Source organism: Sphingomonas kyungheensis (genome assembly GCF_037120395.1).
Taxonomy (GTDB): domain Bacteria; phylum Pseudomonadota; class Alphaproteobacteria; order Sphingomonadales; family Sphingomonadaceae; genus Sphingomonas; species Sphingomonas kyungheensis.
On sequence record NZ_JBBBDM010000013.1, the window covers coordinates 1 to 23,421 of the forward strand.

Annotated in this window: 22 protein-coding genes; 12 read left to right on the forward strand and 10 right to left on the reverse strand. The window is 67.3% G+C overall.

Annotation, left to right across the window (positions count from 1 at the left end; genetic code table 11):
* Nucleotides 1–199: 199 nt before the first annotated feature.
* The 3 genes from gatB to gatC all read right to left on the reverse strand — a co-directional run bounded on the left by gatB (nucleotide 200) and on the right by gatC (nucleotide 3,683).
* Nucleotides 200–1,669, reverse strand: coding sequence for an Asp-tRNA(Asn)/Glu-tRNA(Gln) amidotransferase subunit GatB (gene gatB, locus V8201_RS16720; RefSeq protein WP_336545991.1), 1,470 nt, complete (start codon nucleotides 1,667–1,669; stop codon nucleotides 200–202).
* A 230-nt stretch (nucleotides 1,670–1,899) separates the two neighbouring features.
* Nucleotides 1,900–3,381 carry an Asp-tRNA(Asn)/Glu-tRNA(Gln) amidotransferase subunit GatA gene (gatA, locus tag V8201_RS16725; protein ID WP_336545992.1) on the reverse strand — a complete coding sequence of 494 codons (1,482 nt, stop codon included), beginning with the start codon at nucleotides 3,379–3,381 and terminating at the stop codon, nucleotides 1,900–1,902.
* On the reverse strand, nucleotides 3,381–3,683 hold the full coding sequence (gene gatC, locus V8201_RS16730; RefSeq protein WP_037533111.1) for an Asp-tRNA(Asn)/Glu-tRNA(Gln) amidotransferase subunit GatC: 303 nt from the start codon (nucleotides 3,681–3,683) through the stop codon (nucleotides 3,381–3,383). Before gatC ends, gatA begins: the two co-directional genes overlap by 1 nt.
* Nucleotides 3,684–3,790: 107 nt before the next feature.
* Here gatC and V8201_RS16735 point away from each other — a divergent pair, with 107 nt between their 5' ends.
* From V8201_RS16735 to V8201_RS16755, 5 genes are all read left to right on the forward strand, one after another.
* Nucleotides 3,791–4,900 (forward strand): DUF3089 domain-containing protein, encoded by a 1,110-nt coding sequence (locus tag V8201_RS16735; RefSeq protein WP_336545993.1) that lies wholly within the window; start codon nucleotides 3,791–3,793, stop codon nucleotides 4,898–4,900.
* On the forward strand, nucleotides 4,897–5,358 hold the full coding sequence (gene ruvX / locus V8201_RS16740; RefSeq protein ID WP_037533098.1) for a Holliday junction resolvase RuvX: 462 nt from the start codon (nucleotides 4,897–4,899) through the stop codon (nucleotides 5,356–5,358). Before V8201_RS16735 ends, ruvX begins: the two co-directional genes overlap by 4 nt.
* A gap of 213 nt (nucleotides 5,359–5,571) precedes the next feature.
* Nucleotides 5,572–7,275, forward strand: a complete 1,704-nt coding sequence (locus tag V8201_RS16745; protein WP_336545994.1) for an ATP-dependent nuclease — start codon at nucleotides 5,572–5,574, stop codon at nucleotides 7,273–7,275.
* 237 nt (nucleotides 7,276–7,512) lie between these two features.
* Nucleotides 7,513–8,496: an aspartate carbamoyltransferase catalytic subunit gene (locus tag V8201_RS16750; RefSeq protein ID WP_037533096.1), complete on the forward strand. Its 984-nt coding sequence runs from the start codon at nucleotides 7,513–7,515 to the stop codon at nucleotides 8,494–8,496.
* Nucleotides 8,493–9,710, forward strand: a complete 1,218-nt coding sequence (locus V8201_RS16755; RefSeq protein ID WP_336545995.1) for a dihydroorotase — start codon at nucleotides 8,493–8,495, stop codon at nucleotides 9,708–9,710. The genes V8201_RS16750 and V8201_RS16755 overlap by 4 nt, the downstream gene beginning before the upstream one ends.
* 4 nt (nucleotides 9,711–9,714) lie before the next feature.
* Here V8201_RS16755 and V8201_RS16760 read toward each other — a convergent pair whose 3' ends face one another.
* Both V8201_RS16760 and V8201_RS16765 read right to left on the reverse strand, forming a co-directional pair.
* Entirely contained in the window at nucleotides 9,715–10,974 is a 1,260-nt protein-coding gene (locus tag V8201_RS16760; protein ID WP_336545996.1) for an SPOR domain-containing protein, read from the reverse strand.
* A 41-nt stretch (nucleotides 10,975–11,015) separates the two neighbouring features.
* Nucleotides 11,016–11,735 carry an AAA family ATPase gene (locus V8201_RS16765; protein WP_037533086.1) on the reverse strand — a complete coding sequence of 240 codons (720 nt, stop codon included), beginning with the start codon at nucleotides 11,733–11,735 and terminating at the stop codon, nucleotides 11,016–11,018.
* A gap of 148 nt (nucleotides 11,736–11,883) precedes the next feature.
* On the opposite strand from V8201_RS16765, the gene V8201_RS16770 reads away from it, so the two are divergent.
* Nucleotides 11,884–12,867, forward strand: coding sequence for an SPOR domain-containing protein (locus V8201_RS16770; RefSeq protein ID WP_336545997.1), 984 nt, complete (start codon nucleotides 11,884–11,886; stop codon nucleotides 12,865–12,867).
* 1 nt (nucleotide 12,868) lies between these two features.
* On the opposite strand, the gene serB is transcribed toward V8201_RS16770, so the two are convergent.
* Nucleotides 12,869–13,744, reverse strand: a complete 876-nt coding sequence (serB, locus tag V8201_RS16775) for a phosphoserine phosphatase SerB (RefSeq protein ID WP_336545998.1) — start codon at nucleotides 13,742–13,744, stop codon at nucleotides 12,869–12,871.
* On the opposite strand from serB, the gene miaA reads away from it, so the two are divergent.
* From miaA to V8201_RS16800, 5 genes are all read left to right on the forward strand, one after another.
* Nucleotides 13,743–14,672, forward strand: a complete 930-nt coding sequence (gene miaA, locus V8201_RS16780; RefSeq protein WP_336546026.1) for a tRNA (adenosine(37)-N6)-dimethylallyltransferase MiaA — start codon at nucleotides 13,743–13,745, stop codon at nucleotides 14,670–14,672. The genes serB and miaA overlap by 2 nt on opposite strands.
* Before the next feature lie 64 nt (nucleotides 14,673–14,736).
* Nucleotides 14,737–16,482: an acetolactate synthase 3 large subunit gene (locus V8201_RS16785; protein WP_336545999.1), complete on the forward strand. Its 1,746-nt coding sequence runs from the start codon at nucleotides 14,737–14,739 to the stop codon at nucleotides 16,480–16,482.
* A 141-nt stretch (nucleotides 16,483–16,623) separates the two neighbouring features.
* The gene (ilvN, locus tag V8201_RS16790; protein WP_271300888.1) at nucleotides 16,624–17,139 is read left to right on the forward strand and encodes an acetolactate synthase small subunit; all 516 of its coding nucleotides are present in this window, start codon (nucleotides 16,624–16,626) and stop codon (nucleotides 17,137–17,139) included.
* A gap of 108 nt (nucleotides 17,140–17,247) precedes the next feature.
* A complete protein-coding gene (gene ilvC / locus V8201_RS16795) occupies nucleotides 17,248–18,267 on the forward strand; it encodes a ketol-acid reductoisomerase (RefSeq protein ID WP_336546000.1) in 1,020 nt (339 codons plus the stop codon).
* A 144-nt stretch (nucleotides 18,268–18,411) separates the two neighbouring features.
* A complete protein-coding gene (locus V8201_RS16800; RefSeq protein ID WP_271299146.1) occupies nucleotides 18,412–19,020 on the forward strand; it encodes a YceI family protein in 609 nt (202 codons plus the stop codon).
* Nucleotides 19,021–19,039: 19 nt separating this feature from the next.
* On the opposite strand, the gene V8201_RS16805 is transcribed toward V8201_RS16800, so the two are convergent.
* Nucleotides 19,040–19,432 (reverse strand): BLUF domain-containing protein, encoded by a 393-nt coding sequence (locus tag V8201_RS16805; protein WP_336546001.1) that lies wholly within the window; start codon nucleotides 19,430–19,432, stop codon nucleotides 19,040–19,042.
* A gap of 295 nt (nucleotides 19,433–19,727) precedes the next feature.
* Between V8201_RS16805 and leuA the strand changes: the two genes are divergently transcribed.
* The gene (gene leuA, locus V8201_RS16810; protein ID WP_037533071.1) at nucleotides 19,728–21,383 is read left to right on the forward strand and encodes a 2-isopropylmalate synthase; all 1,656 of its coding nucleotides are present in this window, start codon (nucleotides 19,728–19,730) and stop codon (nucleotides 21,381–21,383) included.
* Nucleotides 21,384–21,603: 220 nt separating this feature from the next.
* Here the strand turns inward: leuA and V8201_RS16815 are convergent, their stop codons facing one another.
* The 3 genes from V8201_RS16815 to folE are packed head-to-tail and all read right to left on the reverse strand — an operon-like array spanning nucleotide 21,604 to nucleotide 23,307.
* Entirely contained in the window at nucleotides 21,604–21,954 is a 351-nt protein-coding gene (locus V8201_RS16815) for a dihydroneopterin aldolase (protein ID WP_037533069.1), read from the reverse strand.
* Nucleotides 21,947–22,696 carry an SDR family oxidoreductase gene (locus V8201_RS16820; protein ID WP_336546002.1) on the reverse strand — a complete coding sequence of 250 codons (750 nt, stop codon included), beginning with the start codon at nucleotides 22,694–22,696 and terminating at the stop codon, nucleotides 21,947–21,949. The genes V8201_RS16815 and V8201_RS16820 overlap by 8 nt, the downstream gene beginning before the upstream one ends.
* Nucleotides 22,690–23,307, reverse strand: a complete 618-nt coding sequence (gene folE / locus V8201_RS16825) for a GTP cyclohydrolase I FolE (protein ID WP_037533065.1) — start codon at nucleotides 23,305–23,307, stop codon at nucleotides 22,690–22,692. Before folE ends, V8201_RS16820 begins: the two co-directional genes overlap by 7 nt.
* Nucleotides 23,308–23,421 lie beyond the last annotated feature (114 nt).

Here is a 23,421-nt window from a genome sequence, read left to right on the forward strand (position 1 = left end):
AGCATCCTCGACTCCTCAGCCAGACGATGCCCCGTTCTACACCTTCCCGGTCCAACCAGTCTCCCGAAACTGTACACGGACGCAGGAGCACTGGTGAAACTTACTGCCCTGCCCCGACCACTATCCGGTGACGACGCCGCTCAGACGACGACAGCCTCCGCTCTCGCACCCCCGCAAAAAAGCCCAAAGCCCCCTCGCCTCAGCTCAGCGCCTTCTTCAGCAAGTCGTTGACCACCGCCGGATTGGCCTTGCCGCCCATCGCCTTCATCGTCTGGCCGACAAAGAAGCCGAACAGCGTCTCCTTGCCGCCGCGATATTGCGCGAGCTGGTTGGGATTCCTGGCGATCACCTCGGCGATCACCGCCTCGATCGCGCCGGTGTCGCTGGTCTGCTTGAGACCGCGGTCCTCGACGATCTTGGCCGGCGCGTCGCCCGTCTCCAGCATCACCTCGAACACCTGCTTGGCGAGGCTGCCCGACAGCGTGCCGTCGGCGACCAGCGCGAGCAGCTCGGCGGCCTGCGCGGGCGACACCGGCGACTGGGCGATGTCGTGCCCGCCGCGGTTGAGCGCGCCGAACAGTTCCGACGTCGTCCAGTTCGCCGCCGCCACCGGCTTGGCCCCCGCCTCGAGCAGCGCGTCGAACCAGCGCGCCGCCTCGACCTCGGCGGTCAGCACGTCGGCCTGATAGGCGGAGATGCCGAGCGCCTCGTAGCGCTTGCGCTTGGCGTCGGGCAGTTCGGGCAGGCTCGCGCGGCATGCGGCGAGGAACGCCTCGTCGAGTTCGAGCGGCAACAGGTCGGGATCGGGGAAGTAGCGGTAATCGTGCGCGTCTTCCTTCGAGCGCATCGACCGTGTCGTGCCGCTCTCGACGTTGAACAGCCGCGTCTCCTGCACGACGCGGCCGCCGTCCTCGATCAGCTCGACCTGCCGCTTCGCCTCATATTCGATCGCCGCCATGACGAAGCGCACCGAATTGACGTTCTTGGTCTCGGTGCGCGTGCCGAGGTCGTCGCCGGGCTTGCGCACGCTGACGTTGACGTCGGCGCGCATCGACCCCTCCTCCATATTGCCGTCGCACGAGCCGACATAGCGCAGGATCGCGCGCAGCTTGCGCAGATAGGCCCCCGCCTCCGCCGGCGAGCGCATGTCGGGCCGGCTGACGATCTCCATCAGCGCGACGCCCGAGCGGTTGAGGTCGACATAGGAGCGCGTCGGATGCTGGTCGTGCATCAGCTTGCCGGCATCCTGCTCGACGTGGATGCGCTCGACGCCGATCGTCTTGGTCGCGTCGGGGTTCTTGTCGTCGGGGCTGATCTCGATCGCGCCCTCGCCGACCAGCGGATGGTAGAGCTGGCTGATCTGATAGCCCTGCGGCAGATCGGCGTAGAAGTAATTCTTGCGGTCGAACCGCGACCAGCGGTTGATCTCCGCGTCGATCGCCATGCCGGTGCGCACCGCCTGGCGGATGCACTCCATGTTCGGCACCGGCAGCATCCCCGGCATCGCCGCATCGACCAGGCTGACCTGCGTGTTCGGCTCCGCGCCGAAGGCGGTCGCCGCGCCCGAGAACAATTTGGCGTTGGAGGTGACCTGCGCATGGACCTCGAGGCCGATGACGACCTCCCACTCGCCGGTGGCGCCCTGGATGCGGTAGCTGGATTCCGTCATTTCGATTCCTGCCGATCAATTCGTATCAGGGCTGGCACCCGTCCGGCCATCATACCGGCGCTCCTGCCCCATGATTTTGTCCTAGGGCGATTACTCGGCTCTGCCGGGCAAGCGCCTCCGCGTCGCCTGGCTGGCCGATCATCATTCCGACGGCGAAGCTTGCCGGCGAGACCCTCAAAAATGCCGAGAACCTCGCAAATGCCTGCGACGATCTCTGCAACATGCATCACCTACCACCACGTCTGCGGCCGCGCGGTGAAGCCCGCGCGCTGCTCGATCGCCAGTCCGGCGTTCAGCACGCCCTGCTCGTCGAGCGGCTTGCCGATGATCTGCAACCCCAGCGGCAGCCCTTGCTTGTCGAGCCCGCCCGGCACGCTCATCGCCGGCAGGCCCGCGAGGCTCGACGGCACGGTGAACACGTCGTTGAGATACATGGCGATCGGATCGGCCGACTTCTCGCCGAGCGCGAACGCCGCCGACGGCGCGGTCGGGGTCAGCAGCACGTCGCAGCTCTCCCACGCCCGCTCGAAATCGCGCGCGATCAGCGTCCGCACCTTCTGCGCCTGCGTGTAATACGCGTCGTAGAAGCCCGCCGACAGCACATAGGTGCCGATCATGATGCGGCGCTTCACCTCCGGTCCGAAGCCGGCGGCGCGGGTCGCGGCGTACATGTCCTGCAACCCCGCCCCCTCGGGCAGCTCACGCAGGCCGTAACGCACGCCGTCATAGCGCGCGAGGTTGGACGAGGCCTCCGCCGGCGCGATGATGTAATAGGCCGGCAGCGCGTACTTCGTATGCGGCAGCGACACGTCAACGATCTCCGCGCCCGCATCGCGCAGCCAGTCGATCCCCGCCTGCCACAGCGCCTCGATCTCCTCGGGCATCCCGTCGACGCGATATTCCTTGGGGACACCGACGCGCTTGCCGGCGAGACTGCCCGACAGGCCCGCCTCCCAGCGCGGCACGTCCTGCCGCAGCGAGGTCGCGTCCTTGGCGTCGAAGCCCGCCATCGCCTCGAGCAGGATCGCGCAGTCGCGCACGTCGCGCGCCATCGGCCCGGCCTGATCCAGCGACGAGGCGAAGGCGATCGTCCCCCAGCGCGAGCAGCGGCCATAGGTCGGCTTGATGCCGCTGATGCCGGTGAACGCCGCCGGCTGGCGGATCGAGCCGCCGGTGTCGGTGCCGGTCGCGCCGGGGCACAGCCCCGCCGCCACCGCCGACGAGCTGCCGCCCGACGATCCGCCCGGCGCGAGCGGCGCATCGCTGCCCGGCCGCCGCCACGGCGAGATGACGTTGCCGAACGCGCTCGTCTCGTTCGACGAGCCCATCGCGAACTGGTCCATGTTGAGCTTGCCGAGCATCCCCGCGCCCGCGTCCCACAGATTCTGCGACACGGTCGATTCGTAGGTCGGCACGAAGCCTTCGAGGATATGGCTCGCCGCGGTGGTCGCGACGCCCTTGGTGCAGAACAGGTCCTTCATCCCGATCGGCACGCCGGCGAGCGGCTTGAGCGTCTCGCCGGCCGCGCGCGCGGCATCGGCGGCGCGTGCGGCGGCGAGCGCCGCGTCGGGCGTCTCGACGAGGAAGGCGTTGAGCGGCTTGGCCTTGGCGACCTTGACGATGAAGGCGTCGGCGACCTCCACCGCGGAGAAGGCGCCACTGCGCACGCCGTCGCGGATCGCGGCGACGCCGAGGTCGGTCAGGTCGGCCATTATTCGATCACCTTGGGAACGGTAAAGAAGCCATGTTCGGCCTGCGGCGCATTGGCCATCAGGCTGTCGCGGATGCCGCCGCCGGTCAGCGGATCGGCATCGACGACATCGTCGCGCAGCCGCAGCTGGTTGGGGATGACCGCGGTCATCGGCGCGACGCCGGCGGTGTCGACCCCCTCCAGTTGCTCGATCCAGCCGAGGATGTTGCTGAGTTCGGGGGCGAGGCGGCTCGCGTCCTCGTCGGTGATCGCGATGCGCGCGAGCGCGGCGACCTTCTTCACGGTGGCGGTGTCTACGGACATGAGGTTGCGGCTAGCAGAGGCAGCTTCGCCGATGCAACCTCGTGTTGCCAGTTCGGCGGGGCTCGTCCATCAGAAGCGCTCCCTGCCCTGCCCGGACACCGACACGCTTGGCCCGCAAATTCCTCTATGTCTTCGCCGCGCTGATCGCGCTCGTCATCGCCGGGGCGCTCGCCTATCGCCTGTACGGAGTCGAGATCCTGCGCATGGCGCTGGTCCCGTCGGAGGCGTTCAGGGCGCAGCCGCGCGTCGACGCCCAACGCTATGAAGCGCGCGCGATGTGGATCGCCCGGCCCGACATCGCCGGCAATCCGGCGCTGTGGACGCCCGCCGGCTACACGCCCGCGACCGCGCCCAGGGCGGCGGTGTTCTTCATCCACCCGACCTCCTACATCGGCCGCGACCATTGGAACGCCGCGCTCGACGATGCCGAGACCAACGCGCGCGCCGCGATCTTCCTGCGCGGCCAGGCGAGCGCGTTCAACGCCGCCGGCGAGATCTGGGCGCCGCGCTATCGCCAGGCGACGTTCGGCGCCTTCCTGACCAGCGTCGCCGATGCCAATCGCGCGCTCGACCTCGCCTATGGCGACGTCGCCGCCGCCTTCGCCGCCTTCGTTGCGCAGGTCGATCCCAAGCGCCCGATCATCCTCGCCGGGCACAGCCAGGGCGCGCTCCACCTCACCCGCCTGCTGCGCGAGCAGATCGCCGGCAAGCCGATCGCGCGGCGCATCGTCGCCGCCTATGTCGTCGGCTGGCCGGTGTCCGAGGCGCACGATCTCGCCGCGCTCGGCCTGCCGCAATGCACCCGCCCCGATCAGGCGCGCTGCCTGCTGTCATGGGAGAGTTTCGCCGAGCCCGCCGATCCGCGCCAGATCACCGACATCTACGATGCGACGACCGGCTTCGACGGCGCGCCCCGCAAGGGCAGCGACATGGTCTGCACCAATCCGCTGACCGGCACCGCCGATGCCGCCGCGCCGGCGAGCGCCAACCAGGGCACGCTCTACCCCAGCGCCGACCTCAGCAGCGCGACGATCGCCGCCGGCACGGTGCCCGCGCGCTGCGGCCCGCGCGGCTTCCTGCTGATCGGCACGCCGCCCGATCTCGGCAGCTACGTGCTGCCCGGCAACAATTACCACGTCTACGACTACAGCCTGTTCTGGGCCAACGTCCGCGCCGATGCGCAGCGCCGCCTCGCCGCCTTCGGGGCGTCGCGATGATCACCCCCGACCGCGCCGTCTTCCGCGAGGCGCTGCCGGACGGCGGGCGGCTGCTCGGGCTCGACCTCGGCAGCAAGACGATCGGCACCGCGCTGTGCGACGCCGGCTGGAGCTTCGCCAGCCCCGCGACGCTGATCCGCCGCGCCAAGTTCACGCAGGACAAGGCGGCGCTGGTCGCGCTGATCGCGGCGCAGCAGGTCAAGGGGCTGGTGCTCGGCCTCCCCCTCAACCTCGACGGCAGCGAGAGCCCGCGCAGCCAGTCGACCCGCGCCTTCGCGCGCAACTGCACCGACCTCGGCCTGCCGATTCTGCTGTGGGACGAACGCTGGTCGACCGTCGCGGTGGAACGCGTGATGATCGAACAGGACATGAGCCGCGCCAAGCGCGCGGAGCGGGTGGATAACCTTGCGGCGGCGCATATCCTGCAGGCGGCGATCGATGCGCTGGTGATGGTGTAATTAACCTATGGCGCGATTACCAGCTTCCCGCACGTCAACTGAGATTTTTTGAATTTGATTGCACTAGGCATCAATTTAAAGGCAGCTGATTTTTTAACGCTTCGATAATGGACGTCCTGATATCAAAGGCATAGTCTAATGTGCTCAGCGTAACGGGGTTGACAATCAGTCCACCCGCAACCTCCAGCACTCCAGCGCCGGCGTCAGGGTAGCATGATAAAGTCGATCTATGTTCAGAATTTCATGCGGATCGATAAGCGCGTAGAACTTCCTCTATCACCTATAACAATATTAGTCGGCGGTAATGGATCCGGGAAATCGTCGATTCTTAAGGCACTACACTGGTCCGTAAGGTGTGCTACTTTGAAAGACCATAGAGGCAACGCCTCTCTGGAACAAATGGATTACACCCCTAGCCGTGCCTTTCAAGAGCTTGCACACAAAAAACGGTTACAAAATAAATCCGACCTACCAAAAATTATCGTTGGGTTCGTTGACGACAAAGGAGACGACACAGAGATCGCGATTAGCGCAGCTCGCAATGATGCGGGCGCTAAAGCTGAGATTTCCGGTCCACTTACCTCAGCGTTGACGTCTGAGCAGGCCACAACAGCGTACATCCCAGGTATAGCTGGACTAGCAGAATTTGAAACAGTTCTCGCTACCCCAGTTCTAAGCCGACGAGCGGCCTCTGGTGAAGGTGGGTCCGTACTGAGGCATATCTTACTCGATCTCGTCGGCGGCAGCGCAGGGACTGACACCGAGTACGTGGAGTTGTCCGAGTTATCATCTTGGGTCTCAAAGGTACTTCCGGGATCGCAGTTTTGGGTGAAATTTGACCGCCTGCGTGACGCAAGAATCGATGCGCTGTTTTTGACGCCGAACATGAAGGAGCCGGGACGAGCTGACGCACTGCAGAGAAGGCCACTTGAGATGGCCGGAACCGGCTACCTGCAAATCGTGCAGATTTTTGCATATCTCTTAAAGTTTAATCCCAAACTATTGCTTATTGATGAACCGGATGCACATCTTCATCCAAGTACGCAGGAAGCCCTTATCAAAGCTCTCGAAGAGGCGTCTCTATCCTTTCCTCAAACGAAATTCATCGTAACAACTCACTCGCCGCACTTAGTTCGCGCATGCGGCCCACAAACGTCAGTCCATTGGATGGATGACGGCGCCCTGCGAACTGACAGTGAGGAGAGGATTCGGCTACGCATGGGATGGGGGGCCTTGGACAAGGAGTTACTTCTTTTCACCGAGGACGGCAATCTGACAGCAATAAAGGCATTGCTTTCCCAATGGCCAGACTTGGAACGAAAGGTTCTGCTGTGGCCAACGTTTGGCTACAGCGGCATACCCTCTGGCCGAGCCTTAAAGCAATTACGGGAGGAACTTGGCATCCCCATCATGGTGCATCGGGATCGCGATTTTATGTCGGATGCCGATGTGGATGCGTGGGAAGAAAAGAAGGAACTAGTTAAGTACGATATCCCTCTCTGGGTAACCCCGGGCTCAGATATTGAGTCATGTTTCTGTACAGTGCAACATATTGCTGAGGCAATAGGAATACTGGCCAGCACATCTGAGCGCATACTTGCAAAGGCGGTAAGAAGTTTTGACTCAAAAGAAATGCAGACTGATTTTGAAAGTGCCTTATCCGCCGCTATAAATATCCTTCCCGCGACATCGCGCAGCTCGATCATAGATCGCTGGTCCGAACTCAAGGGCCCATCCCCTGATGTCATAAAGGGAAAAATTCTTCTCAAGGCTATCGAAAAAGCTATTTCGGCAGAACTCTTGGAACTTGGAGAAAATCGTAAGCTTTCGAAGCTTTCAGATTTAAGGCGGCCGATTAAAGGTATTGAACTTGCCACAAACTTAAAAAATGAACTTCTTCAGCTACTTGATAAATAAGTGATGCATGAAGGCGGAGACTAGATAGGTATATGTCCTACACCCCTCCCCTCTGCTACACCCCCACCCGGCTCTTTCGCATCACGAGTCCCCCCACCACCAAATCCGAAACGATCCCCCCGGATCGTTTCCATCAAGGTGTCCAACTTGTCCATGTTGCCGCATTGCTGCCACAATCCGGCGGCGGCGGCGGCCCCGCTTGCTCCCGCCCGCCCTGCGCGCTAACCGGCGCGCTTGATGAACCGTTCGGACCACCGCCCCGCCGCCCTGATCGAGGGCGGCGCCGTCTTCCCGCACCGGCACCTCACCGGCATCGACGGGCTCCAGCCGCATGAGATCGCCTTCCTGCTCGACGAGGCGGAAAGCTGGGTCGCGGCGAACCGCAGCCATGCCGCGCCCGACAAGCGGCTCGCCGGCCTCACCCAGATCAACGCCTTTTTCGAGAACAGCACGCGCACGCTGCTGAGCTTCGAGATCGCCGGCAAGCGGCTCGGCGCCGACGTCGTCAACATGCATGCGGCGCAGTCGAGCGTGAAGAAGGGCGAGACGCTGATCGATACCGCGCAGACGCTCAACGCGATGCGCGCCGATGTCATCGTCATCCGCCATATGGCAAGCGGCGCGGTGCGGCTGATCGCCGACAAGGTCGATTGCCCGGTGCTCAACGCCGGCGACGGCCGCCACGAACATCCGACGCAGGCGCTGCTCGACGCGCTCACCATCCGCCGGCGCAAGGGCAGCATCGCCGGCCAGCGCGTGGTGATCTGCGGCGACGTGCTGCACAGCCGCGTCGCGCGCTCGAACATCCTCGCGCTGACCGCGCTCGCCGCCGAGGTGCGGGTGTGTGCGCCCTCGACGCTGATGCCCGCCGGGATCGAGCGGATGGGGGTGGCGCCGTTCACCGATTTCGATGCGGCCCTGGTCGGCGCCGACGTGGTGATGATGCTGCGCGTCCAGAACGAGCGGATGGCGGGCGGCTATATCCCGTCGAGCCGCGAATATCGCCTCCGCTACGGGCTGACGCCGGAGCGGCTGGCGCGGCTGCCGGACGCGCTGGTGATGCATCCGGGGCCGATGAACCGCGGGGTGGAGATCGATTCGGTGGTGGCGGACGGGCCGCAGTCGGCGATCACCGAACAGGTGGAGATGGGCGTGGCGGTCCGGATGGCGTGTCTCGACGTGCTGACGCGACGCGCACGCGGCGTGGAGGGCTGGGCATGAGCGCGATCGCCTTTCTCGATGCGACGCTCGCCTGCCCGGCCGGCGGGGTGACGCGCGGCGGGCTGCTCGTCCGCGACGGCGTGATCGTCGCGCGCGGCACGTTCGATCTGCCGGGCGATGCGGTGACGGTCGCCTGCGACGGCGCGACGCTGGCGCCGGGGATCGTCGATCTCGGCGTGTTCAAGGTCGATCGCGCCGCCTTCCGCGCCGGCGGCATCGTCCGCGTCGCGCTGATGCCGGACGGCAATCCGGTGCTCGACGATCCCGGCGTCGTCCAGCGCGCGGCGCTGATCGGCAAGCCCGATTTGTGGATCCACCCGATCGCCGCCGCGACGCAGGGGCTCGCCGGCACCGACATGGCGGAGATGGCGATCTGTCTGTCGGCGGGGGCGAAGGCGGTCGGCACCGGGCGCGGCTGGATCGCCGACACCGGCGTGATGCTGCGCGTCCTCGCTTATGCCCGCGACCTCGACATCGCGGTGATCGCGCATGGCGAGGACGGCACGCTCACCGCGGGCGCGGTGGCGACCGACGGCGAGACGGCGACGCGCCACGGCCTCCCCTCCGCGCCGGCGATCGCCGAGGCGCTGGCGGTGGCGCGCGACCTGATGCTCGCCGAGGAGACCGGCGCGCGGCTCCACATCCGCCAGGCGACCACCGCCGCGGCGTTCGACCTGATCCGCGCCGCCAAGCGCCGCGGGGTGCGCGTCACCTGCGGCATCACGCCCGCGCATCTCCACCTGTCGGACATCGCGATGAGCGACTTCCGCACCTACGCCCACCTCTCGCCGCCGCTGCGCAGCGAGGGCGATCGGCAGGCGGCGCGGGCGGCGGTGGCGGACGGCACGATCGACGTGCTGTGCTCGGGCCACGACCCGCACGGACCGGAGGCGAAGCGGCTGCCCTTCGTCGATTCGGCGGCGGGGATGGCGGGGGCGGAGACGTTGCTGCCCTTGGGGCTGCTGCTGGTCCGCGACGGCGTGCTGCCGCTCGACCGGCTGCTGGCGATGCTGGCGGCGAATCCGGCGCGCGTGCTCGGGCTCGACACGGGGACGCTGGAGGTCGGCAAGCCCGCCGATCTGATGCTGTTCGATGCCGACACGCCGTGGCAGGTCGACGGCATGGCCTTCGCCTCGGCGGGCAATACGCCGTTCGACGGCCTGCCCGTCCAGGGCCGCGTGCTGCGCCTCTGGAAGGCCGGCCGCGAGATCTAGCCGGTCAGCGCGACGCCATCTGCACCGGCGTCCGCAGCCATTGCGCGATGCGGTCCCCCGCCTCGCGCCGGACGAAACAGGTGCCGCCCTCGGCGCGGAAGCGGTCGCACATCCGGTCGGCCTGGTCGCGGTCGAACCCGCCGATCGACAGGCGGTAGAGCGATCCTTGCGCGGCGGCGACGGTCGTCCCGGTCGGGCGATGCCCGGTCAGCGCGGAGAACCGCCGCTCCGCTCTGTCCCAGCCGGCATGCGCCGCCGCGGCGCTGCTGTACGCGCCGATCTGGACGTACCAGTCGCCCTCGCCCCGCGTGGCGACCGGGGTGACCGTCGCGCGGCGCACCGTGCTTCTGTCGACCCGCGCCATCATCGTCGGCAGCGGCTGCACCACCTCGCGTGCCGGCGCGAAGACGATCTTGGCGAAGGCGGCGCGGCTCGCATCCGGTGCCGGCGCGACCATCGGCGCGGCCTCTGCGAGCTGCACCGGCGCCGCCGCGGCCGGCATCACCGGCGCCGGCGCGTTGAGCGCCAGCGCGACCGGCCGGCCGGCATCGGGCGCAGGCGTCACGCCGAGCAGGCTGGCGACCTGGTCCGACGCCGATTTGGGCTGCGCGAAGGCCGCCCATTGTTCGAGCCGCGCGTCGACGTCGGCCGCGGACATGTCCGCCGCCGCCGCCACCCGCGCCATGTTCCACTGGCCGGCGAGCGCATAGCTCAGCGCGAGATTCTGCCGCACCTTGGCATCGGCACCCGGCGCCCGCGCCGCAGCGTTGAGCGTTGCGATCGCCGCCGCCGGATTGCCCGCCAGCGCCGTGGCGAGGCCGAGATCGCCGATCGGGATCACCGCCTGATGCTGGGCGAGCGTCGCCTGCGCCGCCGCCCAGTCGCCGGTCGCGATCTGCGCGAGCGCGAGGTTGAGCGCGGCCTTGCCGTTGCCGGGGGCGAGCTGCACCACCTCGGCAAAGGTATCGCGCGCCGAGGCGAACCGCCCCGCCTGCTGATAGGCTTGCCCCAGCAACAGGCGATAGCCGGCATCGCGCGGCGCCAGCGCCACGGCGCTTTCGGCGAGCTCGATCGCCTGGGTGGCATCGCGGCGGGCGAGCGCCTTGCCCGCCGCGGCGGCATCGCGCGCGGCGGTCTTCGCCTGCACCTTGGCGCTGCGATCGCTCGCCGCGGCGATCCGGTCACCGCCGCCCGCGCAACCGACGACCGAGCCGCCCAGCATCAGGGCCGACAGGCCGAACGACAGGATCAGACGGGCACGCATCGCGGAAGCTCCATGAGGTGGTCGGGCGGTAAGGGCATGCGTCATCCGGCGGTCACCCGCCGGCCGAAGCCGCCGGTCGCAGGACGCGCACCGAAGCCGCCGCCGTTGACGGTCGGCACGCTGAACACGGTGCGGCGGAAATTCTTTTCGAGCCGGCCGCAGATATGCGTCCACAGATGCGCGATCTCCCCGGCGGGATCGCCGTCGGGGTCGCTCTCCATGACGGTGCCGCCGTCGATCATCGCTGCGGCATAGTCGGCACGCTGGTGGACGGTGACCGGCGCGACGCTGCCGTGATGCGACAGCGCGACCGTCGTCTCGGCGTTGAGCGGCGCATCGGGAGTCGCGCCGTTGAGCACGAAGACCAGCGGCTTGCCCGCACGCTGGCAGAGATCGACGGTGGCGGCGGCGGCGCGGACGTCATGCGGCGAGGGCCGCACCGGCACGACGACGAGCTCGGCGACATGGACGACGCCCTGCGTCACCACCGCATTGCCGGGCGGCGTGTCGATCATCGCCAGCTTGAACCCCTGCTGCCGCAGCACGTCGAGATCGGCGGACAGACGCGTCGCGCTGGTCTGGGCGAAGGCGGGGCGGTCGCCGCTGCGATCGTCCCACCAGTCGGACAGATTGGCCTGCGGGTCGAGATCGAGCAGCACGACCGGGCCATGGCCGGCGCGCTCGGCCTGCACCGCCAAATGCCCGGCCAAGGTCGTCTTGCCCGAACCTCCTTTTTGCGATGCCATCGCGAGAACGCGCATAGGGCCCCTTGAATTGCTGTCGCCACCCGTCAGCATGACTGCCACGACAGCGCTAACAAGCAGTTAAGGGACCCCTTCGCGCCGATCCCTCTTTGCGGCGGCAAGCGTCCGGGGCATGGTGCGGTGGATGGTGAAAAGGGTGACAAGCATGCGGAACACCGGTTGGATCGCAGTCGCGCTGCTCGCCTGTCTGGCGGCTGCGCCGGCCGTGGCGCAGGACGTCAAGGCGGGGGTCGACGCCTGGGGCCGCGGCGACTTCCCCGCGGCGGTGGCGCAGTGGCGCGGTCCGGCGATGTCGGGCGACGCCGACGCGCAATTCAATCTGGGGCAGGCCTATAAGCTCGGCCGCGGCGTGCCGCTCGATCCGGCGCTGGCGGAAAGCTGGTTCCGCAAGGCGGCGCTGCAAGGCCACCCCCAAGCAGAGGACAATTACGCCTTCGCGCTGTTCCAGGCCGGCCGCAAGGCGGAGGCGCTGCCCTGGCTGGAGAAGTCGGTGAAGCGCGGCGAACCGCGGGGGCAGCTCGTGCTCGGCACGATGCTGTTCAACGGCGACGGCGTGCCGCGCGACTATCCGCGCGCCTATGCGCTGATGACGCTGGCGTCGCAGGCGCGGCTCAAATCGGCGTCTGAGACGCTCGCGCAGATGGATCAATATATCACACCGGCGGACCGCGAACGCGGCATCGCGCTGGCGCGGCGCTATTCTGCGGACCTGGATGCTGCGCCCGCCGCCGCCGCGCGCGACGTCGCCGCCAGCGAACCGCGCCCGCCCGCCGCCAAATCGGCCCCCTCGCCCGTTCCGACGGCAACGCGCAAGCGTGCGCCGGCCGAACTGTCGCCCGATCGTCCGGTCGCCGACCGCATCACGCCGCTCGCCAAGACGCCGCCCCGCCCCGCCGTCGCGCCGGCGGCGACCGGCGGCGCGTGGAAGATCCAGCTCGGTGCCTTCAGCACGCAGGCCAATGCGCAGACGCAATGGTCGCGCGTCCGCGGCAAGCTTTCTGGCGCGCAGCCCATCTATGCCAAGGCGGGGAACGTCATTCGCCTGCAAGCCAGCGGGTTCGGCTCCCGCGCGGCGGCGCAGAAGGCATGCGCGGCGTCCGGAGTCTCCTGCGTCGTCGTCGCGCCGTAACTCACTCGACCCATTCGGTGCGGCGATAGCCCTGCGCGTAGAGCAGCGCGGACAGGTCGCCATGATCGATCCGCGCGGCTGCCGCCGCGGCGACGATCGGCTTGGCATGATAGGCGACGCCCAGCCCGGCGCGTCCGATCATCGCCAGGTCGTTCGCGCCGTCGCCCACCGCGAGCGAGCGCGCGCGTTCGATGCCGCGCTCGACCAGCCAGTCCCCCAGCGTCTGCTCCTTGGTCGCCGAACCGACGATCGGCTTGGTCACCGTGCCGGTGAGGCGACCGTCGGCGACCTCCAGCACGTTGGCGATCGCGCGATCGAAGCCGATCTCCGCAGCCACCGGCTCGGCGAACCGGGTGAAGCCGCCGGAGACCAGCACGGCCGCGGCGCCATGCGCCCGCATCGTGCGGACGAGCGACCTGGCCCCCGGCATGATCCGCACCCGTTCGGCGAGACATTGCGCGATCACCCGTTCGTCCAGCCCCGCGAGCAGCGCCACCCGCGCATCGAGCGCGCCCTCGAAGTCGAGTTCGCCGCGCATCGCCGCCTCGGTCACCGCGGCGACCTGCGCCTTGATGCCGGCATAATCGGCTAGCTCATCGATACATTCGACCGTGATCATCGTCGAATCCATATCGGCGACGAGCAGCGCCTTGCGCCGCCTAGCGGTCGGCTGAACGATCACGTCGGTGCGTGCGAATGCCCCCTCCAGCGCCGCCCGCGCCGCGTCAGGATCGGCGGCGAAGGCGAGGTCGGCGGCGACCTCGGGCTCGAGCCATGTCGTGCCGGCCGGTGCGCACCCCGCCGCCGCGAGCCGGTCGCTCGCCGCCGACAGATCGCCTGCGCCGATCGTTTCGCCTATAAGCGTCGCGGTGAACATCGCAGTCTCCAACCCCAAGCCGAAGGTCGCGCTCATCGCAGGGCCGACCGCGAGCGGCAAGTCCGCCGCGGCGATCCGCCTGGCTCAAACGCACGACGGCATCGTCATCAATGCCGACGCAAGCCAGGTCTATGCCGATCTGCGCATCCTCACCGCCCGCCCCGATGACGCCGACATGGCGGGCGTACCCCACCGCCTGTTCGGCCATGTCGATGCCGCCGACGCAGGCTATTCCGCCGCACGCTGGGCCGCCGAGGCGCGGACTGCGATCGCCGCAGCGCATGCCGAGGGCCGCGTGCCGATCCTCGTCGGCGGCACCGGCCTGTATCTGCGCACCCTGATCGACGGTATCGCGCCGGTGCCGCCGATCGACCCGGCGGTGCGTGCCGAGGTGCGCGCGCTGCCGGTGGTGGTCGCGTACCGCCTGCTCGCCGAGGAAGACGCCGCCGCGGCGGCCCGGCTCGCCCCCGCCGATACGACCCGGGTCGCGCGTGCGCTGGAAGTGGTGCGTTCGACCGGGCGACCACTGGCGGCGTGGCAACAGGATCGTGCCGGCGGCATCGGCGACGCGATCACGCTCGCCGCCGCGGTCCTGCTGCCCGACCGTGACGCGTTGTTCGACCGTATCGACACGCGCTGCATCGCGATGATCGCCGAGGGCGCGGTCGATGAGGTGGCGGCGTTGCTCCGCCGCGACGATATCGCCGACGATGCGCCGATCCGCCGGGCCATCGGTGTGCCGCCGATCGCCGCCCTGCTCTCCGGGGCGATCGACCGGACCGAAACGCTCGCCCGACTCCAGCTCGACACGCGCCGCTATGCCAAGCGGCAATATACCTGGTTCCGTAATCAACCTCCCAGCCAATGGGTGCGAGAGACAGATTCATTCGCTTTAACATCATCAATAGCAACTTTGTTGCTTGATTAGGGTTGACCCTACTGGAGCCGGGCGCTAACCGCACCGCACCATTTTTCGAGGTTGGAGACATACCGTGGGCGAAAAGAGCGGAGCAGACATCCTGGTCGAGGCGCTGTGCGATCTCGGCGTGGAGGTCGTGTTCGGCTACCCCGGTGGGGCGGTCTTGCCGATCTATGACGCGATGTTCCGCTCGGGGCGGATCAAGCACATTCTCGTCCGTCACGAACAGGCCGCGACGCATGCCGCCGAAGGCTATGCCCGCTCGACCGGCAAGCCGGGCGTCGTGCTCGTCACCTCCGGGCCGGGGGCGACGAATGCGGTCACCGGAATCACCGACGCACTGCTCGATTCGATCCCGATGGTCGTCATCACCGGTCAGGTGCCGACCGCGCTGATCGGCACCGACGCCTTCCAGGAGGCGGATACGGTCGGCATCACGCGGCACTGTTCGAAGCACAATTATCTGGTCAAGGACCCGGCGCTGCTCGGGGCGACGATCCACGAGGCGTTCCATATCGCCACCTCGGGCAGGCCCGGGCCGGTCGTGGTCGACATCCCCAAGGACGTCCAAGTCGCGACCGCGCGCTACAGCAAGCCCGGCCCGATCCAGCACAAGACCTATCGGCCGCAGCTCAAGGCGCCGCAGACGCAGATCGAGCAGGTCGTCGACATGCTCGCCGCCGCCGAGCGGCCGATCCTCTATACGGGCGGCGGGATCATCAATTCGGGTCCGGCCGCGTCGCAACTGTTGCGCGAACTGGCGCGGATCACCGGTGCGCCGGTGACGTCGACGCTGATGGGTCTCGGCTGCTTCCCCGCCTCGTCCGACCAGTTCCTCGGCATGCTCGGCATGCACGGGACCTATGAGGCCAATATGGCGATGAACCAGGCCGATCTGATCGTCGCGATCGGCAGCCGCTTCGACGACCGCGTCACCGGCCGGCTCGACGCGTTCAGCCCGAACAGCCGCAAGGTCCATATCGATATCGACCGGTCGAGCGTGAACAAGAACGTCCGCGTCGACCTCGCGATCATCGCCGATGCCGGCCATGCCCTCGAGGACATGGTGCGCATCTGGAAGTCGCGCCAGCATCCGCGCCCCGATACGCGCGCATGGTGGGACCGTATCAACGGCTGGCGGGCGAAGCAGAGCCTCAGTTTCCCGGAGACGGGCGAGGCGATCATGCCGCAGCGCGCGGTGCGCGCCTTGTGGGAGGCGACGCATCACCGCGATCCGATCATCACCACCGAGGTCGGCCAGCATCAGATGTGGGCGGCGCAGCATTTCGGCTTCGAAAAGCCCAACAAATGGCTGACCAGCGGCGGGCTCGGCACGATGGGCTATGGCCTGCCCGCCGCGATCGGCGCGCAGCTCGGCAATCCGCGCGCGCTCGTGATCGACATCGCCGGCGAAGCCTCGATCCAGATGAACATTCAGGAGCTCGCCACCGCCTCGCAATACCGGCTGCCGGTCAAGATCTTTATCCTCAACAACGAATATATGGGGATGGTGCGCCAGTGGCAGGAGCTCACCTATGAGAGCCGCTATGCCGAAAGCTATTCGGACTCGCTGCCGGACTTCGTCCGGCTGGGCGAGGCCTATGGCTGGAAGGGCATCCGCATCGACGCCCGCGCCGATCTCGACGACAGCATCCAGGCGATGCTTGACCATGACGGGCCGGTGATCGTCGACTGCCGCGTCGCCAAGCTCGCCAATTGCTTCCCGATGATCCCGTCGGGCGCCGCGCATACCGAGATGATCCTGCAGGCGAACGAAGTGTCGGGCACGATGGACGACGAGGCCAAGGCACTGGTTTGACCCGATTCTCCCCGGCACGGGGAGTAGGACCATGCGGAACATGGTGGAGGGGGAATGCGGCAGGCGGCGACGCGGGGGGAGGTCCCCCTCCACCACTCGCTGCGCGATCGGTCCCCCTCCCCGTTCCGGGGAGGAATGACATTGCATATCAAGACCGAAGCTGCCGAACGCCACACGCTGGCGGTGATCGTCGACAACGAGCCGGGCATCCTCGCCCGGATCGCCGGCCTGTTCACCGCGCGCGGCTACAATATCGAGAGCCTCACGGTGTCGGAGATCACTGCCGACAAGTCGGTCAGCCGCATTACCATCGTCACCAGCGCGTCGCCGGCGACGATGGAGCAGATCATCGCCCAGCTCGACCGATTGGTGCCGGTGCACAAGGTCACCGACCTGACGGCTCAGGGCGCGCACGTCGAGCGTGAGTTAGCCCTGATCAAGGTCGCGGGCAGCGGCGATCACCGGATCGAGGCGCTGCGCCTCGCCGACGTCTACCGCGCGCGGGTGGTGGATGCGACCACCACCAGCTTCGTCTTCGAGGTGACGGGCTCGATCGAGAAGATCGACAAGTTCGTCGAGCTGATGGCGGAGGTCGGGCTGATCGAGGTCGCCCGCACCGGCATCGTCGCCATCGCCCGCGGCCGCGACGCGGCGTAAGGCACCGCGATCGTCTTCGTCATCCCCGCGCCGGCGGGGAACCATCATCACTGACCGCAGCGGGTATGGATTCCCGCCTCCGCGAGAATGACAAAGGGACCGAATACCATGAAAGTCTATTATGATCGCGACGCCGATCTGAACCTGATCACCGACAAGAAGATCGCCATCGTCGGCTATGGCAGCCAGGGCCACGCGCATGCGCAGAACCTGCGCGACAGCGGCGTCAAGGATATCGCGATCGCACTCCGCGAGGGTTCGGCGACGGCGAAGAAGGCGATCGACGCCGGTTTCAAGGTGCTGTCGAACAAGGAAGCGGCACAATGGGCGGACATCGTCATGATCCTCGCCCCCGACGAGCACCAGGCGGCGATCTGGGACGCCGACCTGAAGGGCAATATGAAGCCCGGCGCAGCGCTGGCCTTCGCGCACGGCCTCAACGTGCATTTCGGCCTGATCGAGCCGCCCGCCGACATCGACGTCATCATGATCGCGCCCAAGGGCCCCGGCCATACGGTGCGCAGCGAATATGTCCGCGGCGGCGGCGTCCCCTGCCTGATCGCGATCCATCAGGATGCCAGCGGCAATGCGCATGACGTCGCGCTCGCCTATGCGAGCGGCGTCGGCGGCGGCCGCTCCGGGATCATCGAAACCAACTTCCGTGAGGAATGCGAGACCGACCTGTTCGGCGAGCAGGCGGTGCTGTGCGGCGGCATCACCCACCTGATCCAGGCCGGGTTCGAGACGCTGACCGAGGCCGGCTACGCGCCGGAGATGGCCTATTTCGAATGCCTGCACGAGACCAAGCTGATCGTAGACCTGCTGTATGAGGGCGGCATCGCCAACATGCGCTATTCGATCAGCAACACCGCCGAATATGGCGACATCACCACCGGCCCGCGGATCATCACCGACGACACCAAGAAGGAGATGAAGCGCGTGCTCGCCGACATCCAGTCGGGTCGCTTCGTCAAGAACTTCGTCCTCGACAACCGCGCCGGCCAGCCCGAGCTGAAGGCGGCGCGCAAGCAGGCGGCGGCACATCCGATCGAAAAGGTCGGCAGCGACCTGCGCGCGATGATGCCGTGGATCGGTGCCAACAAGCTGGTCGACAAGGCAAAGAACTGACCTGACGCGAGGGGCCGCCTGTCCGGGCGGCCCTTTTCCGCCGCAGCCGACCCGGACTCGCTTCGCGAACGATCCGTTTCGGCTTTGCCTCTTCCGCTCCGATCGGCGTCATGGTTTAACCTCCGAAACAATTCGGAGCTTCCCATGCGTCTTCTTCTCGCCGCCCTGATCGCCACCGCCGCCGTGCCGGCCATTGCGCAAGCCCCCGCCGGACTGCCCGGTGCGCCGAACAAGGCTCTCGTCACCGCCGGCACCTATGCGGTCGATCCGGCGCATACGCAGGTGACGTGGACGCTCAACCACATGGGCTTCAGCATGCTGAGCGGCCAGTTCGGCGCGCAGGGCGGCACGCTGACGATCGATCCCGCCAAGCCGGCGGCGACCAAGCTCGACGTCACCTTCGCGATCGACCAGCTGTCGGTCACCGCCGAGCCCTTCTCCCATCACCTGAAATCGAAGGACTTCTTCGACGTCGCGACCTACCCCACCGCCCGTTTCGTCTCGACCGGCGTGGTCGCCAACGGCACCAGCGCCAGGATCACCGGCAATCTGACGATCAAGAACGTCACCAAGCCGGTGACGATCGACGCGACCTTCGTCGGCGCCGGCACCAATCCGATGAACAAGAAGCTCAACTTCGGCTTCCGCGGCACGGCGTCGATCAAGCGCAGCGATTTCGGCCTCGGCTATGCGACGCCGATCGTTGCCGACGACGTCAAGCTCGACATCAACGCCGCGTTCACGGCGCAATAAGCGACGGGCGCGTCGCCGCTCAGGCGGCGCGCCGGACCTTGGCGAAGCCGGCGAAGGTCGCCTGGACCATCGGATCGGCCTGCGCGGTCAGTTGCTCGATTCGCGCCATCGCCGCCTCGCCGTCGTTCGCCTGCGGATAGGCCATCGCCCATTCGCCGAATTCGCGTTGCTCGATCTGACGGTTGGACAGGATGACCAGCGCATGATGGCGGTCGTCCGCCTGGATGCGCGCGAAGGTGGCGTCCACCGTCGCCGGATCTCCTTCCAGAGCTTGCAGAAAGCGTTTGCCGTCGAAGAACAGCAGGCCGGTGATACGCGCCCGCGCATTGTTGCGGCGCGATTGGGCGAGGATCGCGGCAGGATCGACTGTCGCCTGGCGCCGAATGCTGCTGATATAGACGAGTTGCTGCACCATAAGCCTTCCGAAACCACCGCGTTCCCACAGATCACGGAGCATGTCCGGCTAGCCTGAGCAGCCTTAACGACCCGTCAACGGCGTTTCCCGGTGCCATCACGGCTGGACAAGCGCGTCCGCCTCCGCCAAGACTACGTCCATCATGGACCGCACGACCCTTCTCCTGCGACTTATCCGCCCTTAGGGCGGCCGTTGCTCGTGCACGCTTCCCTAAGGGCCGGATAGAGCTTCAGCGCCCCATCAGCCGCGCCTCGTCCCGACGATGCGCCGCGCGACCAGACGGAACCGAGACATGCTGCGCGATCCCGCGACCAAATACCGCCCCTTCCCGACGATCGACCTGCCCGATCGGCAATGGCCCTCCCGCGTCATCACCCGCGCGCCGCGCTGGCTGTCCACCGACCTGCGCGACGGCAACCAGGCGCTGATCGATCCGATGGACGCGGAGAAGAAGACGCGGCTGTTCGACCTGCTCGTCAAGGTCGGCCTCAAGGAGATCGAGGTCGGTTTTCCCAGCGCCGGCGCGACCGAGTTCGACTTCATCAGCGGGCTGGTCAAGACCGGCCATATCCCCGACGACGTCTTCGTCCAGGTGCTCACCCAGTCGCGCCGCGACCTGATCGAGACGAGCTTCGCCAGTCTCGACGGTGCGAAACAGGCGATCGTCCATCTCTACAACGCGGTGTCACCGGCGTGGCGCAAGATCGTGTTCGGCATGACGCGCGACGAGGTCAAGCGGATCGCCGTCGAGGGCGTCAAGGTGCTGCGCGACGAGGCGGCGAAACGCCCCGACACCGACTGGCGCTTCCAGTACAGTCCGGAAACCTTCTCGACCGCCGAACTCGATTTCTCGCTCGACGTCTGCGTCGCGGTGATGGACGTGTTGCAGCCCACCCCTGAGCGACCGATCATCTTCAACCTGCCGGCGACGGTCGAATGCGCGACGCCCAATGTTTATGCCGACCAGATCGAATGGTTCGCGCGCAATATCCCCAATCGCGACGCGGTGGTGATCTCGCTGCATACGCATAACGATCGCGGCACCGGCGTCGCGGCGGCGGAACTGGGGCTGATGGCGGGCGCCGACCGCGTCGAAGGCTGTCTGCTCGGCAATGGCGAGCGCACCGGCAATTGCGATCTCGTCACCGTCGCGCTCAACATGTACACGCAGGGCGTCTCGCCCGAGCTCGACCTGTCCGACATCGACGGGATCGTCAACACGATCAATTATTGCACGAATATTCCGGTGCATCCGCGCACCCCCTATGCCGGCGATCTGGTCTTCACCGCCTTCTCGGGCAGCCATCAGGATGCCATCAAGAAGGGCTTCGCCGCACAGGCCGCGCGCAACGACGAACTCTGGGAAGTCCCCTATCTGCCGATCGACCCGGCCGATCTCGGCCGCAGCTACGAAGCGGTGATCCGGGTCAATTCGCAGTCGGGCAAGGGCGGCGTCGCCTGGGTGATCGAGCAGGACAAGGGATTGAAGCTGCCCAAGCGGCTTCAGGCCGACTTCAGCCGCCACGTCCAGGCGCTCGCCGACGAGACCAGCCGCGAGCTCGGCGCCGCCGATATTTGGGCGCGGTTCGAGGCGACCTATCTGCCGCGCGACGGCGACCGCTTCGTGCTGCGCGACTATGAGGAAAGCGGCGGTGCGGGCGAACGCCTGTTCGTCGGCCGCGTCGCCATCGACGGCGAGGAACGCTCGCTCAGTGGACGCGGCAACGGTTTGATCTCCGGCGTGATCGCTGCGCTCGGCGACACCGGGCCGCAGCTCGACGTGGTCGACTATAGCGAACATGCGATCGGCCATGGTGCCGACGCGCAGGCCGCCGCTTACGTCGAATGCCGCACCGCGGACGGCCGCACCGTCTTCGGCGTCGGGATCGACAGCGACATCGCCACCGCGAGCGTCCGCGCAGTGCTCAGCGCCGCCAACCGCGCCTGACGTGCTGGCACTGATCGCCCTCGCGCTCGCGACACCGCAGGTCTGTACCGAGCAGACCAGAATATGTCGCGCGTGCACGACGCGGCTCGGCAAGCCGGTGTGCTCGACGGTCGGCATTGCCTGCCAGCCGCGGGTGCGGCGTTGCTCCCCTCCCCCGCCTCAGCATGACGGTCGGTCGGTACGTCCAGATCACCGCCGGCCTTCATGACGGCACCGGCTGCTAGCGCGAGCGGACGATCTCGCAGCCGACCGCCGCATCGGGATAGACGTCGGGCTTGAGCGAGCGGACGCGCACCGATCGCACGCGCGGATCGGCGAGGCACAGGCTCGCCACCGCCTCGACCAAAGTCTCCTGGAGGGCGAAGCCGGGGCCGGCCGCCATCGCGCGGATGCCGTCGCGCAGGAAATCGTAATCGAGCACCGCGTCGATCGTATCGCCGTCCGGCACCGCGGGATAGGCCACCGTCATCCAGACCGACAGGCGCACGCGCTGCGGCTCGGCCTCATGGGGATGGATGCCGAGCCGCATCGCCACCTCGAGCCCCTCGAGGATCGTCGTATATTCAGCCATGCCGGCCTGCGAACATCACGTCGCCGTCGCGGCGGATGAACCGCTGCCCGCAGTCGACATAGAGCGTCTGCCCGGTCACGCTGCGCGCATCGAGCAGATAGACCACCGCCGCGGCGACCGCGTCCGCCCCCACCGGGTGCCGCAGCAGATTGTCGGAGGCGACCGCGGCGAACTCGGCCTCGCTCTGGTCGCCGCTCGGCAGGGTGATCCCCGGCGCCACCGCATTGACCCTCACCTTGGGGGCGAGCGCCTGGGCGAGCATCTCGGTCGCACCGGACAGCGCATATTTGCTCATCGTATAGCTGAAGAAATCCGGATTGGGGTTGGCGAGCTTCTGGTCGAGCAGATTGACCACCGCCGCATCCTCGACGTCCGGCTGCGCCGCGAGCGCCGCGGCGAGCCGCGCCGGTGCCACCGCGTTGATGCTGTGGAGCCGGGTGGCGAGCGCCGGATCGATCGCCTCAGGCCGGTCGAAGGCGAAGAGCGACGCGCTGTTGACCAAGGCGGTGATCGCGCCGCCTGCCGCTTCGCGCGCCTGCGCGATCAGCGTATCGACCACGGCGGCATCGGCAAGGTCGCCCTGCACCATCGTGCCGCCCAGTTCGCCGGCGAGCGCCTGCCCCGATTCGGTCGAGCCATGGCAATGCACCACCACCCGCCATCCGGCGGCCGCGCAGGCCCGCGCGATCGCCGCGCCGAGCCGTTTCGCACCGCCGGTGACAAGCACGGTGCGGCTCAACATCCCATCAGCGCCAGCACTTCCTTGCGACTGCGGTCATCGTCCCGGAACACACCCATCATCCGGCTCGTCACCATGCTCACCCCCGGCGTGCGGACGCCGCGGGCGGTCATGCAGGCGTGGCTCGCCTCGATCACCACGGCGACGCCCTGCGGCTTGAGATTGTCCCAGATGCAGTCGGCAACCTCGGCGGTCAGCCGCTCCTGCACCTGCAACCGACGGGCGAAGCCGTGCAGTACGCGGGCGAGCTTGCTGATCCCGACGACGTGATCCTTGGGCAGATAGGCGATATGCGCCTTGCCGATGATCGGTGCCATATGGTGTTCGCAATGCGACTGGAACGGAATGTCCTTGAGCAGCACGATCTCGTCATAGCCGCCGACCTCCTCGAATACCCGCGACAGGTGGCGCGCGGGATCGTCGGCATAGCCGGCGCAATATTCCTTCCACGCCTTGGCGACGCGCCGCGGCGTATCGACCAGCCCCTCGCGCGTCGGATCGTCCCCGGCCCAGCGGATCAGCGTGCGGACCGCGGCCGCGACCTCCTCGGGGACGACCGCCGCCTCACCGGCGGGAAGATCGCCCTCGTCGGGGGCGTCGTGCTCATCGATCATCTGCGTTCCTTTGCCTCGCCGTCACCGCGCTCGCGCCATCCTTAAATACGATTCGACACCCCGTCCAATCGCGGTTTCTCCGCCGATGCAACCGTTTGACGCGGCTACGCGCTG

What these genes read in the sequence shown, in the direction of transcription:
- gatB (WP_336545991.1), bottom strand. Translation starts at nt 1,669, where the DNA reads ATGACGGAATCCAGCTACCGCATCCAGGGCGCCACCGGCGAGTGGGAG.
- gatA (WP_336545992.1), bottom strand. Translation starts at nt 3,381, where the DNA reads ATGGCCGACCTGACCGACCTCGGCGTCGCCGCGATCCGCGACGGCGTG.
- gatC (WP_037533111.1), bottom strand. Translation starts at nt 3,683, where the DNA reads ATGTCCGTAGACACCGCCACCGTGAAGAAGGTCGCCGCGCTCGCGCGC.
- ruvX (WP_037533098.1), top strand. Translation starts at nt 4,897, where the DNA reads ATGATCACCCCCGACCGCGCCGTCTTCCGCGAGGCGCTGCCGGACGGC.
- V8201_RS16745 (WP_336545994.1), top strand. Translation starts at nt 5,572, where the DNA reads ATGATAAAGTCGATCTATGTTCAGAATTTCATGCGGATCGATAAGCGC.
- V8201_RS16750 (WP_037533096.1), top strand. Translation starts at nt 7,513, where the DNA reads ATGAACCGTTCGGACCACCGCCCCGCCGCCCTGATCGAGGGCGGCGCC.
- V8201_RS16755 (WP_336545995.1), top strand. Translation starts at nt 8,493, where the DNA reads ATGAGCGCGATCGCCTTTCTCGATGCGACGCTCGCCTGCCCGGCCGGC.
- V8201_RS16760 (WP_336545996.1), bottom strand. Translation starts at nt 10,974, where the DNA reads ATGCGTGCCCGTCTGATCCTGTCGTTCGGCCTGTCGGCCCTGATGCTG.
- V8201_RS16765 (WP_037533086.1), bottom strand. Translation starts at nt 11,735, where the DNA reads ATGCGCGTTCTCGCGATGGCATCGCAAAAAGGAGGTTCGGGCAAGACG.
- V8201_RS16770 (WP_336545997.1), top strand. Translation starts at nt 11,884, where the DNA reads ATGCGGAACACCGGTTGGATCGCAGTCGCGCTGCTCGCCTGTCTGGCG.
- serB (WP_336545998.1), bottom strand. Translation starts at nt 13,744, where the DNA reads ATGTTCACCGCGACGCTTATAGGCGAAACGATCGGCGCAGGCGATCTG.
- ilvC (WP_336546000.1), top strand. Translation starts at nt 17,248, where the DNA reads ATGAAAGTCTATTATGATCGCGACGCCGATCTGAACCTGATCACCGAC.
- V8201_RS16800 (WP_271299146.1), top strand. Translation starts at nt 18,412, where the DNA reads ATGCGTCTTCTTCTCGCCGCCCTGATCGCCACCGCCGCCGTGCCGGCC.
- leuA (WP_037533071.1), top strand. Translation starts at nt 19,728, where the DNA reads ATGCTGCGCGATCCCGCGACCAAATACCGCCCCTTCCCGACGATCGAC.
- V8201_RS16815 (WP_037533069.1), bottom strand. Translation starts at nt 21,954, where the DNA reads ATGGCTGAATATACGACGATCCTCGAGGGGCTCGAGGTGGCGATGCGG.
- V8201_RS16820 (WP_336546002.1), bottom strand. Translation starts at nt 22,696, where the DNA reads ATGTTGAGCCGCACCGTGCTTGTCACCGGCGGTGCGAAACGGCTCGGC.
- folE (WP_037533065.1), bottom strand. Translation starts at nt 23,307, where the DNA reads ATGATCGATGAGCACGACGCCCCCGACGAGGGCGATCTTCCCGCCGGT.